At 72.9% G+C, this 15,266-nt stretch carries 18 protein-coding genes; 12 read left to right on the top strand and 6 right to left on the bottom strand.

Going from position 1 to position 15,266, the window contains the following annotated elements:
* Window positions 1–24 precede the first annotated feature (24 nt).
* Window positions 25–1,485, top strand: coding sequence for a catalase (locus tag OG937_17245; protein WUD73304.1), 1,461 nt, complete (start codon window positions 25–27; stop codon window positions 1,483–1,485).
* 77 nt (window positions 1,486–1,562) lie between these two features.
* Here the strand turns inward: OG937_17245 and OG937_17240 are convergent, their stop codons facing one another.
* A complete protein-coding gene (locus OG937_17240) occupies window positions 1,563–1,952 on the bottom strand; it encodes a CBS domain-containing protein (GenBank protein ID WUD73303.1) in 390 nt (129 codons plus the stop codon).
* Between the two features lie 142 nt (window positions 1,953–2,094).
* Complete coding sequence (gene hisN, locus OG937_17235; GenBank protein WUD73302.1) at window positions 2,095–2,892, bottom strand: histidinol-phosphatase; 798 nt, start codon at window positions 2,890–2,892, stop codon at window positions 2,095–2,097.
* A 161-nt stretch (window positions 2,893–3,053) separates the two neighbouring features.
* Between hisN and OG937_17230 the strand changes: the two genes are divergently transcribed.
* Window positions 3,054–3,680 (top strand): TetR/AcrR family transcriptional regulator, encoded by a 627-nt coding sequence (locus OG937_17230; GenBank protein WUD73301.1) that lies wholly within the window; start codon window positions 3,054–3,056, stop codon window positions 3,678–3,680.
* Between the two features lie 39 nt (window positions 3,681–3,719).
* On the opposite strand, the gene OG937_17225 is transcribed toward OG937_17230, so the two are convergent.
* The 4 genes from OG937_17225 to OG937_17210 all read right to left on the bottom strand — a co-directional run bounded on the left by OG937_17225 (window position 3,720) and on the right by OG937_17210 (window position 7,242).
* Window positions 3,720–4,043, bottom strand: a complete 324-nt coding sequence (locus OG937_17225; protein ID WUD73300.1) for a multidrug efflux SMR transporter — start codon at window positions 4,041–4,043, stop codon at window positions 3,720–3,722.
* 65 nt (window positions 4,044–4,108) lie between these two features.
* Window positions 4,109–5,110: a ribosome small subunit-dependent GTPase A gene (gene rsgA / locus OG937_17220; protein WUD73299.1), complete on the bottom strand. Its 1,002-nt coding sequence runs from the start codon at window positions 5,108–5,110 to the stop codon at window positions 4,109–4,111.
* A 3-nt stretch (window positions 5,111–5,113) separates the two neighbouring features.
* Window positions 5,114–6,460 carry a 3-phosphoshikimate 1-carboxyvinyltransferase gene (gene aroA, locus OG937_17215; GenBank protein WUD73298.1) on the bottom strand — a complete coding sequence of 449 codons (1,347 nt, stop codon included), beginning with the start codon at window positions 6,458–6,460 and terminating at the stop codon, window positions 5,114–5,116.
* A gap of 86 nt (window positions 6,461–6,546) precedes the next feature.
* Window positions 6,547–7,242: a M50 family metallopeptidase gene (locus tag OG937_17210; GenBank protein ID WUD73297.1), complete on the bottom strand. Its 696-nt coding sequence runs from the start codon at window positions 7,240–7,242 to the stop codon at window positions 6,547–6,549.
* A gap of 54 nt (window positions 7,243–7,296) precedes the next feature.
* Here OG937_17210 and OG937_17205 point away from each other — a divergent pair, with 54 nt between their 5' ends.
* The 10 genes from OG937_17205 (at window position 7,297) to OG937_17160 (ending at window position 15,254) form a co-directional block, all read left to right on the top strand.
* Window positions 7,297–8,112, top strand: a complete 816-nt coding sequence (locus OG937_17205) for an SOS response-associated peptidase (GenBank protein WUD73296.1) — start codon at window positions 7,297–7,299, stop codon at window positions 8,110–8,112.
* Between the two features lie 38 nt (window positions 8,113–8,150).
* Window positions 8,151–8,783 (top strand): hydrolase, encoded by a 633-nt coding sequence (locus OG937_17200; GenBank protein ID WUD78783.1) that lies wholly within the window; start codon window positions 8,151–8,153, stop codon window positions 8,781–8,783.
* A 136-nt stretch (window positions 8,784–8,919) separates the two neighbouring features.
* Window positions 8,920–9,675 (top strand): sigma-70 family RNA polymerase sigma factor, encoded by a 756-nt coding sequence (locus OG937_17195; GenBank protein ID WUD78782.1) that lies wholly within the window; start codon window positions 8,920–8,922, stop codon window positions 9,673–9,675.
* Window positions 9,672–9,992 (top strand): mycothiol system anti-sigma-R factor, encoded by a 321-nt coding sequence (gene rsrA / locus OG937_17190; protein WUD73295.1) that lies wholly within the window; start codon window positions 9,672–9,674, stop codon window positions 9,990–9,992. The genes OG937_17195 and rsrA overlap by 4 nt, the downstream gene beginning before the upstream one ends.
* A gap of 120 nt (window positions 9,993–10,112) precedes the next feature.
* Complete coding sequence (locus OG937_17185) at window positions 10,113–11,414, top strand: HD-GYP domain-containing protein (protein WUD78781.1); 1,302 nt, start codon at window positions 10,113–10,115, stop codon at window positions 11,412–11,414.
* On the top strand, window positions 11,411–12,622 hold the full coding sequence (locus OG937_17180) for an HD domain-containing protein (GenBank protein ID WUD73294.1): 1,212 nt from the start codon (window positions 11,411–11,413) through the stop codon (window positions 12,620–12,622). The genes OG937_17185 and OG937_17180 overlap by 4 nt, the downstream gene beginning before the upstream one ends.
* A gap of 232 nt (window positions 12,623–12,854) precedes the next feature.
* On the top strand, window positions 12,855–13,826 hold the full coding sequence (locus OG937_17175) for a tetratricopeptide repeat protein (GenBank protein ID WUD73293.1): 972 nt from the start codon (window positions 12,855–12,857) through the stop codon (window positions 13,824–13,826).
* A 73-nt stretch (window positions 13,827–13,899) separates the two neighbouring features.
* On the top strand, window positions 13,900–14,520 hold the full coding sequence (gene def / locus OG937_17170; protein ID WUD73292.1) for a peptide deformylase: 621 nt from the start codon (window positions 13,900–13,902) through the stop codon (window positions 14,518–14,520).
* A gap of 120 nt (window positions 14,521–14,640) precedes the next feature.
* Window positions 14,641–14,997 (top strand): hypothetical protein, encoded by a 357-nt coding sequence (locus tag OG937_17165; protein ID WUD73291.1) that lies wholly within the window; start codon window positions 14,641–14,643, stop codon window positions 14,995–14,997.
* Entirely contained in the window at window positions 14,994–15,254 is a 261-nt protein-coding gene (locus OG937_17160; protein ID WUD73290.1) for a hypothetical protein, read from the top strand. The genes OG937_17165 and OG937_17160 overlap by 4 nt, the downstream gene beginning before the upstream one ends.
* The last annotated feature ends 12 nt before the right edge of the window (window positions 15,255–15,266 follow it).

Genomic DNA, 15,266 nt, shown 5'->3' with positions numbered 1-15,266 from the left:
CAGCACCAACCCAGGGAGAAGCACGTGACGGTTCAGGAGACCGGCCCGCTGACCACGGAGGCGGGCGCCCCGGTCGCGGACAACCAGAACAGCGAGACCGCGGGCCCCGGGGGACCGGTCCTGGTCCAGGACCAGCAGCTGCTGGAGAAGCTCGCCCACTTCAACCGCGAGCGGATCCCGGAGCGCGTGGTGCACGCCCGCGGGGCGGGCGCCTACGGCACCTTCACGGTGACCGCCGACGTGACGAAGTACACGCGGGCGGCGTTCCTCTCCGAGGTCGGCAAGCAGACCGAGACCTTCCTGCGGTTCTCCACCGTCGCCGGCAACCTGGGCGCGGCGGACGCCGTGCGCGACCCGCGCGGCTGGGCGCTGAAGTTCTACACCGAGGAGGGCAATTACGACCTCGTCGGCAACAACACCCCGGTGTTCTTCATCAAGGACGCCATCAAGTTCCCCGACTTCATCCACACCCAGAAGCGCGACCCGTACACCGGCTCCCAGGAGGCGGACAACGTCTGGGACTTCTGGGGGCTGTCGCCCGAGTCGACGCACCAGGTGACCTGGCTGTTCGGTGACCGCGGCATCCCGGCGAGCTACCGCCACATGAACGGCTACGGCTCGCACACCTACCAGTGGAACAACGAGGCCGGCGAGGTCTTCTGGGTCAAGTACCACTTCAAGACCGACCAGGGCATCCAGAACCTCACCCAGGAGGAGGCCAACCGGCTCGCCGGTGAGGACCCGGACTCCCACCAGCGCGACCTGCGCGAGGCCATCGAGCGCGGCGAGTTCCCGAGCTGGACCGTGCAGGTGCAGATCATGCCCGCGGCCGAGGCGGCGGCCTACCGCTTCAACCCGTTCGACCTCACCAAGGTGTGGCCGCACGAGGACTACCCGCCGATCGAGATCGGCAGGCTGGAGCTCAACCGCAACCCGCAGAACATCTTCGCCGAGGTCGAGCAGTCGATCTTCTCCCCGGCGCACTTCGTGCCCGGCATCGGCCCGTCCCCGGACAAGATGCTGCAGGGCCGGCTCTTCGCCTACGGCGACGCCCACCGCTACCGCGTCGGCATCAACGCCGACCACCTGCCGGTGAACCGCCCGCACGCGACCGAGGCGCGCACCCACGGCCGCGACGGCGCGCTCTACGACGGCCGCCACGGCGGGGCCAGGAACTACGAGCCGAACAGCTTCGGCGGCCCGGCGCAGACCGGCCGTCCCCTGTGGTCGGCCACCGCGGTCGCCGGGTACACCGGCAACCACGAGACGCCCTCGCACGCCGAGGACGACGACTTCGTGCAGGCCGGCAACCTCTACCGGCTGATGTCGCAGGAGGAGAAGGAGCGCCTGGTCGCCAACCTCTCCGGATTCATCGCCAAGGTGTCGCGCGACGACATCGCCGAGCGCGCGATCGGCAACTTCCGCCGTGCCGACGAGGACTTCGGCAAGCGGCTGGAAGCCGCCGTCCAAGCCCTGCGCGGCTGACCGGCGTCCGTCCCACAGACCCGGAGGGGACCGGGTGCGTCCAGGCACCCGGCCCCCTCCGATCCATGTCCCGGCCGTCAGCCGGCCAGGGCGCGCGCGGGCTGCCAGCAGCGCACGATGTCGCGTACGGAGACCATGCCGACCGGGTTGCGGTCGTCCAGCACCACCAGGTGCCGGAAGCCGCCGCGTACCATCGCGGCGGCCGCCTCTTCGAGGGTCCACTGGGGCGCGGCGAAGACCACGTCGGTGGTGGTGTGGGCGGCGGCGGGTTCGTGGTCGGGGTCGAGCCCCGCACCGATGGCGTTGAGGATGTCGCGCTCGGTCAGGATGCCGAGACCGCAGGTGTCGGGATCGAGTACCACCGCCGCGCCCACCCGTCGGGCGGACATCAGCCGGGCGGCCTGGCGGAGGGTGTGGGCGGGACCGACCGTGAGAACGACCGTGCTCATGGCGTCGCGTACGAGCATGGGATACCCCTCGGGCTGCGTCGTGGCCGTCTTGAGAATCGTTTCACAAATGCACAAGCTCACGCATTCTCATGTTCACATGCGCCGCGGTCCGCAGCAAGGGGTGCGCGGAGGGTGATCGGTAGTGTGAGGGAGCGGTCGATTACGGGCGGTTCAGGAAGTCGAGCATGTCCTCGTGCAGCAGCCCGTTGGACGCCGCCGCGTTCCCGCCGTACGGTCCCGCGGTCCCGTCCAGGCTGGTGAAGCGCCCTCCGGCCTCGCGCACGATCACCTCGTTCGCCGCCATGTCCCACAGGCTCAGTTCGGGCTCGGCGCAGATGTCCACGGCGCCCTCGGCGACCATCATGTAGGGCCAGAAGTCACCGTAGGCGCGCGTCCGCCAGCAGGACCGGGTCAGGTCGAGGAAGCCGTCCAGGCGGCCCTGCTCCTCCCAGCCGCTCAGCGAGGAGTACGCGAAGGAGGCGTCCGCCAGCCGGCTCACCTGCGACACCCGCAGCCGCGTGGCCGAGGACAGGCTGCGCCCGGTGTACGCCCCGCCGCCCTTCACCGCCCACCAGCGGCGCCCCAGGGCGGGCGCGGACACCATGCCGACCACGCCCTCGTCGCCCCGCTCCCCGCGCACCATGAGCGCGATCAGGGTGGCCCACACGGGCACCCCGCGGACGTAGTTCTTGGTGCCGTCGATCGGGTCGACGATCCAGCGCCGCGGACCGCTGCCCTCCGTGCCGTACTCCTCGCCGAGCACGGCGTCGCGCGGCCTGGCCCGCCCGAGCTGACTGCGGATCAGTTCCTCGGCACGCTTGTCCGCCTCGCTGACCGGCGTCATGTCGGGCTTGGTCTCGACCTTGAGGTCCAGGGACTTGAAGCGCTCCATGGTGGCGGCGTCGGCGGCGTCGGCAAGGATGTGCGCGAGGCGCAGATCGTCGTTGAAGTCGGGCATGGAGCGAACAGTATCGATCGCGGCAGGTCGAGGTCACGCAGGGTACGCGGGGAGGGTTGACACGGACCGACGGCGCGTCAATTCTGGCCCACAGCCCCCTGAGGCCGCTCGGTACCGGTGGAGACCGCTCGAGACCCGCTTGAGACCGCTTGGAGGCGATCGTGCCGACAGCGCGTGAATCACTCCTGGACGCGGCGCTGTCCGCACTGGGCGACCGCTCGTGGGCGACGATCAGGATGGTCGACGTCGCGGCCACGGCCGGGGTGTCGCGGCAGACCCTCTACAACGAGTTCGGCACCAAGGAGGGGCTCGCGAGAGCCCTGGCGCGGCGGGAGGCGGAGGCGTTCCTGGCGGGCGTGGAGCGCGCCCTGGACGCCGCCGGGCGGCAGGGCGCCGACGCCGGTGACTGCTTCGCCGCCGCGACCGCCTGGACCCTGCACAGTGCCCGCCGCAGACCGCTGGTGCGTGCGGTGCTCACCGGCTGCCGCGGGGACCGGGTCCCGGCGGCGGCCGTCGTGCCGGTGCCGGTGCCGCGGCTGCCGGGCCGGCGGCAGCGGGGGGACGACGCCCCGCTCGCCCCGGCCGAACTCCTCGACGGCTTCCGGGCGCGCGCCGCGACCGTGCTGGGGCGGCGCTTCCCCAGACTCGACCGGGCCGAGGCCGACTGGGCCTGCGAGACCGCAGTGCGCGTCACCGTCTCCTACGTCGTCGCGCCCGCGGCCTCCGACGAGGAGGCGTGCCGGCGGGTCGCCCGGCTGGTCCGGGGGCTGCTCCAGCGCGGCTGGTGACGGGCGCGGCCCGGCCCTGGTGCGGACCGGCCGGGGCGGTCAATGGGTGGAGCCGGAGAGCTGGAGCCCGATGACGCCCAGGACGACCAGGCTGATGGAGATCAGCTTCAGGGTCGAGACGACGTCGCCGAGGAAGGCCATGCCGTAGATCGCGGTCCCGGAGGCCCCGATGCCCGTCCACACCGCGTACGCGGCCCCGACGTCCAGCTTCTTCAGGGCGAGCGTGAGCAGGCCGAAGCTGCCGAGCGCGAAGGCGCAGAAGGCGATGGTCGGCCACAGGCGGGTGAACCCGTGGGAGAGCTTGAGGCAGACCGCGAAGCCGGTTTCGAGGAGTCCAGCGACCACCACGAGGAGCCAGGCCATCGAACGCCCTCCCGTTTCCGTCTGTCGATGAGCGATCATCACACAGCATGCCCGGAAATGGCGTCTCAGTCCCCTTCCTTGCGCTCACGCGTCGCGAGCAGCCGCCGCAGCGAGAACAACCGGGCGGGTTCCGCGTGCCCGTCGGCGACCCAGGCGTCCAGCGCGCAGTCGGGTTCGTCGTGGCTGCAGGCCCGCGGACAGTCCTCCGTGCCCGGCTCCAGATCGGGGAAGGCGTGGATGACCCGGGACGGATCGACGTGGTGGAGGCCGAAGGAGCGCACCCCCGGGGTGTCGATGACCCAGCCCTCCGCGCCGCTGAGCGGCAGCGCGAGCGCCGAGGTGGTGGTGTGCCTGCCCCGTCCGGTGACCGCGTTGACGAGGCCGGTCGCGCGCTGACGCTCCACCAGGGCGTTGACCAGGGTGGTCTTACCGACGCCGCTGTGGCCGACGAAGGCGGTGATCCCGCCCTTGAGGTGCTCGCGGACGGCCGCCGTCGCGTCGGCGTCGAAGTGCTCGTGGCTGGTGACGACGTAGGGGACGCCCAGGGGCGCGTACGTCTCCAGCAGCGTTTCCGCCGAGGCGAGATCGGACTTGGTGAGCACCAGCAGCGGCTCGAGCCCGGCGTCGTACGCCGCCACCAGGCAGCGGTCGATGAGCCGGGGGCGCGGCTCGGGGTCGGCGAGGGCGGTGACGATGGCGAGCCGGTCGGCGTTGGCGACGACGACCCGCTCGTACGGATCGGTGTCGTCGGCGGTGCGGCGCAGCACCGAGGTGCGCTCCTCGACGCGCACGATGCGCGCCAGCGTGTCCTTCTCGCCGGACAGGTCGCCGACGATGCCGACCCGGTCGCCGACCGCGATGCCCTTGCGACCCAGCTCACGGGCCTTCATCGCGGTGACCGTGCGGTCCTCGACGAGGCAGGTGATGCGGCCGCGGTCGATGGTGAGGACGAAGCCCTCCTCGGCGTCCTCGTGCTTGGGCCGGATGCTGGTGCGGGGACGGTTCCCCTTGCGGTTCGGGCGGACCCGGACGTCGTCCTCGTCGGTGTGCTTGCCGTAGCGCCGCATGGTTCAGGCCCGCACCGGGGACGCGGAGGCCGCCGGTGCCGTGCCCAGCATGGCCGTCCACATCTCGGGGAAGTCGGGGAGGGTCTTGCCGGTGGTCGCGACGTTCTCGACCCGGACGCCGTCGACGGCGAGGCCCAGGACGGCGCCGGCGGTGGCCAGCCGGTGGTCCTCGTAGGTGTGGAAGACGCCGCCGCGCAGCGGCCGCGGCCGGATGCGCAGTCCGTCCTCGGTCTCGGTGACGTCGCCGCCGAGCTCGTTGATCTCCTTGCTCAGCGCGGCCAGCCGGTCGGTCTCGTGCAGCCGCAGGTGGCCCACGCCGCGCAGCACGGACTCGGAGTCGGCGAGCGCGGCGACCGCCGCGATGCCGGGCGTGAGTTCGCCGACGTCCGACAGGTCGGCGTCGATGCCGTGGATCCGGCCGGAGCCGGTGAAGACCAGGCCCGTGTCCGTCAGCTCGCACGAACCGCCCATCCGGGTGAACAGCTCGCGCAGCGCGTCACCGGGCTGGGTGGTGCGCCGCGGCCAGTCGGGGATGACCACACGGCCGCCGGTGACCAGCGCGGCGGCGAGGAAGGGCTGGGCGTTGGAGAGGTCCGGCTCGACGGTGAGGTCGACGCCGAGCAGCGCGCCGGCGTCGACCCGCCACACGTCGGGCTCGCCGCCGTTCTCCGGGGTGTCGACCTTGGCTCCGGCGTGCCGCAGCATCTCCACGGTCATCTTGATGTGCGGCAGCGACGGCAGCGTCGGGCCGGTGTGCCGCACCTCGACGCCCTGGTTGAAGCGGGGGCCGGACAGCAGCAGGGCGCTGACGAACTGGGAGGACGAGGACGCGTCGACCGACACCGGGCCGCCGTCCAGCGCCCCGCCGCCGTGCACGGTCAGCGGCAGCGCGCCGCGGCCCTCGTCGTCGATGCGGGCGCCCAGCGTGCGCAGTGCGTCGATGACCCCGTTCAGCGGGCGCTCGTGGCTGCGGGGGTCGCCGTCGAAGTGCACCGGGCCGTCGGCGAGCGCGGCGACCGGCGGCAGGAACCGCATCACCGTGCCGGCGTTGCCGACGTCGACGGAGGCCGGACCGTGCAGCCCCGCCGGGATGACCCGCCAGGCCTCGCCGCCGTAGGGATTGACCACCTCGTCGATCTGGACGCCCATGGTGCGCAGCGCGTCGGCCATCAGCAGGGTGTCGCGGCTGCGCAGCGGGCGGCGCAGCCAGCCCGGCTCGGAGGCGAGCGCCGCGAGCACCAGGGCGCGGTTGGTGACCGACTTGGATCCGGGCACGGTGACCGTCGCGTGGACGGGGGCGGACGCGAGCGGCGCGGGCCACAGGGCGGTGTGCGCGGGGTTACCGGTCATGGCCCCCAGCGTAGTGGCTCAAGGAGAAGGCGAATCGCTCACAAAGCGGACGAAACCTGAAGGAAACAGATACCCGCTCGCAAGGCCTACAGACCCACCAGCCAGCGGCCGCCGCCGAACAGCGACAGCAGCGCCACCGCGTAGAACAACAGCATCCACAGCGCCGCCGGGGTGTGCGTCAGCCGGGCCAGCTGGTCCGCGTCCGATCCGGGCGCCGCACCACCGCGCCGCTTGCGCTGGAGCTCCAGGACCGGGCGTACGCCCCCGAACAGCAGGAACCACACCACCAGGTAGGCGAAGGCCGCCTGGACCCCGGGCTCGGTCAGCCAGGACACCAGCAGGAAGAGGCCGCCGGTCACGAAGACGGTCAGCACCCCGTACGCGTTCCTGATCATCACCAGCATCACCAGCAGCAGGGCCGTCGCCCCCCACAGCAGTGCCGTGATGTGCCCCGCCGCGAGCAGCAGGGCCCCGCCGAGGCCCAGCAGGGACGGCGCGGTGTAGCCGGCCGCCGCGGTGAGGATCATGCCGAGGCCGTACGGCTTGCCGCGGGAGACGGTCAGGCCCGAGGTGTCCGAGTGCAGCCGGATGCCCTGCAGACGGCGTCCGGACAGCAGGGCGACCAGGCCGTGGCCGCCTTCGTGGGCGATCGTGATCGCGTTGCGGGACAGCCGCCACAGGACGTGCGGCAGCACCGCGGCCAGGGCGACGGCCGCCGTGGCGCCGACCAACCAGGGGGAGGGCGCGGGCTGGGTGCCGAAGATGGAGTCGAAGAGCTGCACGGTTCCGCACCATACGACGCCCGGCTGTGTCCGCGCCGTGGCAATCTGGCACTCATGTGCGGTCGATATGCAGCCAGCCGGAGGCCCGAGGATCTCGTCGGGCTCTTCGACGTGCGGAAATGGGATCCCACCGAGGCGCTGGACCCCAATTGGAACGTCGCGCCGACCGACAGCACCTACGCGGTGCTGGAGCGGCCCGACAAGGAGACCGGCGAGATCGTGCGCCAGTTGCGCACCCTGCGCTGGGGGCTGGTGCCGAGCTGGGCCAAGACGCCCGACGTCGGTGTGAAGATGATCAACGCGCGGGCCGAGACCGTGCACGAGAAGTCCTCCTACCGGCGCCCCTTCGCCTCGCGCCGCTGCCTGCTGCCCGCCGACGGCTACTTCGAGTGGGTCACCGGCAAGGACGAGCGGCAGCTGGAGGAGGAGGGGAGGAAGAAGCGGCCCCGCAAGCAGCCGTACTTCGTCACCCCCGTCGACGGCTCGGTGTTCGCGATGGCCGGGCTGTACGAGTTCTGGCGCGACCGCACCCTGCCCGACGAGCACCCGCGCGCCTGGTGGGCCACCTGCACCGTCATCACCACCGAGGCCGAGACCGAGCCCTTCGCCGACGCCGACGAGCGCCCCGGCGGCCCGCGCTCCCTGGCCGAGATCCACCCGCGCATGCCGCTGTGGATCACCCCGGAGCACTGGGACGACTGGCTCGACCCCGTGCGCACCGACGTCGCGGACCTGCGCGGCCTGCTCGTGCCGCCGCGGCCCGGCCTGCTGCGCGCGTACCCCGTGCGCACCGAGGTGAGCAACGTCCGCAACAACGGGCCGGAGCTGGTCGAGCCGATCGAGGCGCCCGAGGAGGCGACGCTGTTCTGATCGCCCGCGGTGCCAGACTGGCCGCTGTGAGCGAGATCATGGAGACCGTGCCGACGCCCGTGGGGGACGCCCGCGTCACCTGGCACCGGGCCCGCCGGCCGCGCGCCGTCGTGGCGCTGGGCCACGGTGCGGGAGGCGGCGTCGAGGCCCGTGACCTGCAGGCCCTGGCCGCTGCCCTGCCGTCGCGCGGCTGGACGGTCGCGCTGGTGGAGCAGCCCTGGCGGGTGGCCGGCAAGAAGCTGGCGCCCGCGCCGAAGACCCTGGACACCGCGTGGACGGCGCTGTGGCCCGCACTGACCCGGCCCGGCCTGCCGGTCGTCTCCGGCGGCCGCAGCGCGGGGGCCCGGGTGGCCTGCCGTACGGCGGTGGAGCTCGGCGCGGTCGCGGTGCTGGCGCTGTCCTTCCCGCTGCACCCGCCGGGCAAGCCGGAGAAGTCCCGGGCCGGCGAGCTGACCGGCGCCGGGGTGCCGGTCCTGGCCCTGCAGGGCGGGCGCGACCCCTTCGGCCGCCCCGACGAGTTCCCGGAGGGGTACGAGCCGGTCGAGGTGCCGTACGGCGACCATGGGTTCGCCGTGCCGAAGTCCGCGGACCTCACCCAGGAGGCAGCACTCAGCGTCATCACGGACGCGGTGCTGGGCTGGCTGGAGGAACTGCCCCCGCTTCGGGAATGAGCGGTGCGCGGCCCGTGTTGTGCGAGGCGTCCACGCGAAAGAACGTACGCACAGTGAGGAAGGCAGCCGGATGGTCAGAGCCGAGTGCCGCGCCCGTGCCGAGGCGCCCTACCTGTCGTGGCCGGAGTGGCCGGCGATGGGCGGGGCGGACAGGAACAGCGCGCCGATCCCGCCCGGGATATCCTCCGATGGCGTGGGGTCCGCTTACGGCCCCGTGACCGTCGTGGAGGAGGTGGGTCCGGTCAGCGGCAACGACGACAGCCCGTCCGAGGTGCCTGAGGTGCAGGTGACTCCGGAGTCCGACGTCGAGCGCAGCGCGCGCTTCGAGCGGGACGCCCTGGAGTACCTGGACCAGATGTACTCGGCGGCGCTGCGCATGACCCGCAACCCGGCCGATGCCGAGGACCTGGTGCAAGAGACGTACGCGAAGGCGTACGCGTCGTTCCACCAGTTCCGTGAGGGCACCAACCTGAAGGCGTGGCTGTACCGCATCCTCACCAACAGCTTCATCAACTCCTACCGCAAGAAGCAGCGCGAGCCCCAGCGCAGCGGCACGGAGGAGATCGAGGACTGGCAGCTGGCCCGAGCCGAGTCGCACATGTCGACGGGTCTGCGCTCCGCCGAGTCCCAGGCCCTGGACCACCTTCCCGACTCGGACGTGAAGCAGGCGCTGCAGGCGATCCCGGAGGAATTCCGGATCGCGGTCTATCTCGCGGACGTCGAGGGCTTTGCCTACAAGGAGATCGCCGACATCATGGGAACCCCCATCGGTACGGTGATGTCCCGTCTGCACCGGGGGCGGCGGCAGCTGCGTTCGTTGCTGGAGGACTACGCGCGGGAGCGCGGGCTCGTCCCGGCGGGCGCGGGAGATGAGAAGGGCTCGGGCACATGAGCTGCGGCAACCCGCATGAGACGGACTGCTCCGAGGTACTCGAACACCTTTACGAGTACCTGGACAACGAGATGTCCGACGACGCCTGCGCCAAGTTCAAGCAGCACTTCGACGAGTGCCACCCTTGCTTGGAGAAGTACGGCCTCGAGCAGGCCGTCAAGAAGCTGGTCAAGCGCTGCTGCGGGCACGACGACGTGCCCACGGACCTGCGGTCCAAGGTGCTCACGCGGATCGAGCTGATCCGCGCGGGCGAGGTGGCGCCGGTGCCGGAGCCCGCGGACGGCGGCAGCGCGCCGACCGGTTTCCCGGCCGGCTGACACAGCCCGTACAGGCAAGTCACCCGGGATCACCCGAAGGCGGGAATCGCGGCCGCTCGCCCACCGCGCGACGGCCGCGCCCCTAGCCTCGGTGGGGTGCGTGCGAAGCGGACGGTCCGGATGCTCCCCGCGGCGGCGCGGGTGTACATCCCGCTCGTCGTGGTGTCGGCGTGCGGCGCCCTCGTCACCGGCCCCCACGAGGGCACTCCCTGGGCGACCGCGGCCGTGCTGGCGGTGGTCTACGCGGTGGGGGAACGGACGGGGGCGTCCCTGCCCCCGGTGCTCTTCGCGGCCGCGCTCCTGCTTCCCCCGGGCGCGGCCGCACTCGTCGCCGTCCCCGGTGGCCTCCTCGCGCCGGTCCGGGGCGAGCCGGGCCCGGTGCGCCGGGTGTGGCACGCCGCGCAGCTCGCGCTGGCGACGGCGGCCGCCGCCCAGGTCCGGGACGCATTCGGGGAAGGCGACTTCGCGCGGTTGCCGGGACTGCTGGTGCCCGCGCTGGCGGCCGTCCTCGCCTTCTGCCTCTACTCCGCCGCCCTCACCGCCGGCGTGCTGATCACCGCCGAGCGCACCGCCCCGTCCGTGGCCCTGCGGGAGGCCCTGCTCGAACCGCTCGCCCCGCACCTCACCTACGGCCTGGTGGGGCTCATGGCCGCGGTGCTCTGGCAGGGCCCGTACGGGGCGGTGGCCGCGGTCCTCGCCCTGCTGCCGACGCACATCGCGCGCTGGGCCGTCGGCCAGGCGCGCCGCGAGCGGGCCGCGCACCAGGCGACGGTGCGGGCGCTGGTGCAGGCCGTGGAGATCAAGGACCGCTACACCCGGGGCCACAGCGAGCGCGTCGGCCGGGCGTCCGCACTGATCGCCCGCGAGATCGGACTGCCGCCCGAGCGGGTGGAGGCCCTGCGCCTGGCCGGAATCCTGCACGACATCGGCAAGCTCGGGGTGCCCACCCGGGTCCTGCGCAAGGACAGCCCGCTCACCCCCGAGGAGCGGCGGATCATCGAGCTGCACCCCGGATACGGCCACGAGATGGTGCGCGGCATCGCCTTCCTCGACGACGCCCGCACCGCGATCCTCCACCACCACGAACGCCTCGACGGATCGGGCTACCCGTACGGCCTGGCCGGCGAGGCCATCCCGTCCTCGGCGCGGCTGGTGGCCGTGGCGGACGCCTTCGACGCGATGACCTCCACGCGGGCCTACCAGGCCACCCGCGGGGTCGACGACGCACTGGGGGAGCTGCGCCGCTGCGCCGGCAGCCACTTCGACCCCCTCATGGTGCAGGCCCTGATCCGCGCCGTCCGGCGGGACGGCTGGAACCCGGCGGTCACCGCCGACGAGCCGGAGCCCTTCGCCCCCGCGCAGACCCGGCGCCACGCCCGCCGCGAGGCCCCGCCCGGCCGTACCCCCGAGCCGCGCCCGTGAGCGCCTCCGGACGCCGCGGAGGCGGCGACCACCGCCGCCGTCGCAGACGCACGCCGTTCGTCGTGCTCGCCGTCCACGGGGTCGCGCTCGCCGTGGGCGGCGCCGCCCTGGTCTGGACGGCGTCGCACGGCGTCGCCGACCCCGCGGCGGCCGCCGCGTTCGGGGCGCTGGTCGTCGTCGGCGAGGCCTTCCGGATCCCGGAGCCCGAGGGACGGGAGGCCGCCCCCGTCGCCTTCGCCGGGGCCCTGGCGTACGCGCTGCTCGCGGCCGAGGCGGTGGCGGTGGTGGTGGCCGTCTCCGCCGCCGCGGTGATCGCCGGGCAGTTGAGGGGCGCGCCACGGGACGCGGCGGCACGGCGCGTGCTGACGGTGGCGTTCGCCGCGGCGACCGGGCAGCCGCTCTACGGCGGCAGCGGCGGCCATCCGGGCTACGCCGTCCTCCTGCTGGCCAGCACGATCCTGTGCGACGCCGTGCTGGCCGCCGTGCTGGGCACCGCCCGCACCGGGCATCCCTTCGCCTCCGTCCTCCGTGACGAACTGGCCGTCCTGCCGGGCGTCGGTTCCGCCGTGTGCGCCGGCGGGGTCGTGCTGGCGCAGGCCGAGCAGGCGGCCGGGCTGTGGGCGCTGCCCGTGTGCGGGGTGCCGCTGCTGCTGACGCAGACGGCCTTCCGGCGGCACGCGGCGATCCGGGCCACCCACCGGGAGACCATCGCCTCGCTGGCCCGGGCCACCGAGGTCGCCGGCTACACCCCGGTGGGGCACGCCCGCCGGGTCAGCGAGCTCAGCCACGCCATGGGGCGGGAACTCGGCCTGGGCGGACGGTCGCTGGCGGCCCTGGAGCACGCCGCGCTGATGCACGACATCGGCCAGCTCTCCCTCGTCGACCCCGTGCCCGGCGGTGCCACCTCGTCCCTCGATCAGGTGGAACGCCGCCGCATCGCCCTGCTCGGCGCGGAGGTCGTACGCCGGACGGGTGCCCCGGAGGAAGTCGCGCGGATCGTGGAGGGACAGGCCGATCCGTACCGGGAGCAACCGCTCGCGGGACGCATCGTGCGTACGGCCAACGCCTACGAGGACCTGGCCGGAGGCGGCACCGCCGTGGGCCGGGGGCTGCAGGCGCTGGAGCGGTTACGCCTCGATACCGCGCACGAATACGACCCTCGCGTGGTCGAGGCGCTGACCAGGGTCGTTGCCCGGGCCGGGCAGTGAACCCACCGGTAATGAGCGGGCGCACCAAGGGGCATGGTTGGATGCCCGCAGGGGCGCAGAGCGCTCAAGAGGCGCACCATGGCGGCGATGCTGCCAAACCGACGCGCCCGGCCGTGTGTGACAGGCCCTGCCGATGGCAAGGAGGACTGATGAGCACCGCTGAGCACGGGACGTGGGGGGACGGACGGGGCACCGTGGGGCACCAGCGAAAGCGAACGGCAGGCGGGACACCTTGAGGATCTTCGGCAGGGCACGGCACCGGCCCTCCGCCACGTGGCGGCAGGCGACCGACCGGGCGTTCACGTTGATCAGCGACGGACGGTACGAGGACGCCGGCGCGCTGCTGATCCGTGCGGCCGACCTGGAGCCCTGGCGTTCGGAGTCCTGGTACAACCTCGCGCTGCTGCACAAGTTCCGGCACGACTGGGAGCAGGCCCGCACCACCGGCCTGCGGGCCGTCGCCCTGCTGGACCGCGCGCCCGGGGCCCCCGACTGGTGGAACGTCGGCATCGCCGCCACCGCCCTGCAGGACTGGCCGCTCGCCCGCCGCGCCTGGCAGGCGTACGGGCTGCGACCCGACGTGTCCGGGACCGGCCCCGTCGAGATGGAGCTGGGCAGCTCGGCGGTGCGGCTCTCCCCGGAGGGCGAGGCCGAGGTGGTCTGGGGCCGCCGGATCGACCCGGCCCGCATCGAGGTGCTGAGCATCCCGCTGCCGTCCTCCGGCCGCCGCTGGGGCGAGGTCGTGCTCCACGACGGCGTCCCGCACGGCGAGCGGCGTACCGCCGGCGGCGCCACGTACCCCGTCTTCGACGAGATCGAGCTGTGGGCGCCCTCGCCGGTGCCGACCTGGCTCGTCCTGCTGGAGGCGGCGACCGAGTCGGACCGCGACGCCCTGGAGCAGCTCGCCGCCGACGCCGGGTACGCCGCCGAGGACTGGTCGTCCTCCGTACGGCTGCTCTGCCGCACCTGCTCCGAGAGCCGCATGCCGACCGACGACGGCTCCGACGCCTCCCGCGACCCGCACGACCAGGGCGAACCCGGCCACCCGGGCCACCTCAGCCACCGCACCCCCGGCGCCCTGTGGGCCCCCGAGCGAGAGTGCGGCATCGCCGCCCCGGTCGGCCTGGTGCGCGGCCTGCTGGACAGCTGGGTCGCCGACAGTCCGGACACCCGGGACTGGCGCGATCTCGAAGAGGTCTGCTGACACCTTCGCGGGCACGTACCCTTGATGGGCTATTGAGCTTTGGAGAAGGCCCCAGGAAGGCGTACGACGGACCATGTCGCAGCAGGAGACCGAGCAGACCGCATTCACCGACGACGTGACGGACGCGGAGGAGCGTGAGGCCGCCCACCGTGAGCGCGGCACCGCCCGCCCCATCACGGTCGTCGGCAACCCGGTGCTGCACCAGCCGTGCAAGACGGTCACGTCCTTCGACGACGAGCTGGCCACGCTGATCGACGACATGTTCGCCAGCCAGCGCGCCGCCGAGGGCGTCGGCCTCGCCGCCAACCAGATCGGCGTGCCCCTGCGGGTCTTCGTATACGACTGCCCGGACGACGACGGCGTCCGCCACGTCGGCCACGTGGTCAACCCCGTCGTCGACGACCTCCCCGCCGAGCGCCGCGTCCTCGACGACGGCAACGAGGGCTGCCTGTCCGTGCCGGGCGCATACGCCGAGCTGCCGCGCCCCGACTACGCGGTCTGCCGTGGTCAGGACCTGCACGGCAACGACGTCGTCATCGAGGGCAAGGGCTTCTTCGCCCGCTGCCTGCAGCACGAGACCGACCACCTCAACGGGTACCTCTACATCGACCGGCTCTCCAAGCGGGACCGCAAGGACGCGCTGAAGCAGATGGCGGAGCTGACGCCGAAGTACGAGACCGTCCCGAACGACTGAGCGCCCGCCCGGCACCGCGGACCGGCGTCGTCCGGTCTGCGGTGGGCGGGTGCGAGACGAGCGTCGAGGTACGGCCGGAGTGGCTAGGCTGAGCTGCGGTACCCGGAGGAAGACCGCACCATGACCACTCAGCCCGAGCACCACGGGGTGGAGCTCATCGCACGGTCGGCGAGGACGCCCGACGCACTTCGCGCGGCGCTCGCGCAGGTGGCCCCTCACCGCCTTGCGGAGATGGAGCAGCAGAAGAACGAGGCGATCGCCCTCTCCGTCGACTCGGGCTCGATCGAGCCGCTGCGCGGATTCCTCACCGCGTGGGCCGTCCATGTCGAGATCGCCCGCGATCTCGACACCGCGGGACGTCTGCGCTCGGCGGAGCACACGGCCCAGACCCTCGACAGGGACGATCCCGCGTGGAAGGCGGCGATGGCCGAGATCCGGGCGATCTTCGACCAGGCCCGCGCGGCGGTGGGTGAGTGAGCTGGGCCTGGGAGTACGAGCCCAGTGAGGAGTACGTGGTCGGAGGAGAGAACCCCGCCCCCGTGACACTGCTCGCGCAAGTGGAGGAGCGGGCCGGGGAACTGGTTCGCGCCGCCGAGGCCCGGTACCTCGACGGGCCCGTTTTCCAAGGCGTCGGGGAGGGGACGAGGACGGCAGCCGTGACGGACGACCTTTTCCTCTATCTCGTCGTTCCCCGGCACGAGCAGGTCTACATCCTCCAGGTCACCGCGTTCTGATCGCCCGACGAA

The organism is Streptomyces sp. NBC_00510, assembly GCA_036013505.1.
Classification (GTDB): Bacteria; Actinomycetota; Actinomycetes; order Streptomycetales; family Streptomycetaceae; genus Actinacidiphila.
Note: the sequence above shows the minus strand (reverse complement) of the source record. Positions and strands in the feature narration are given on the sequence as shown.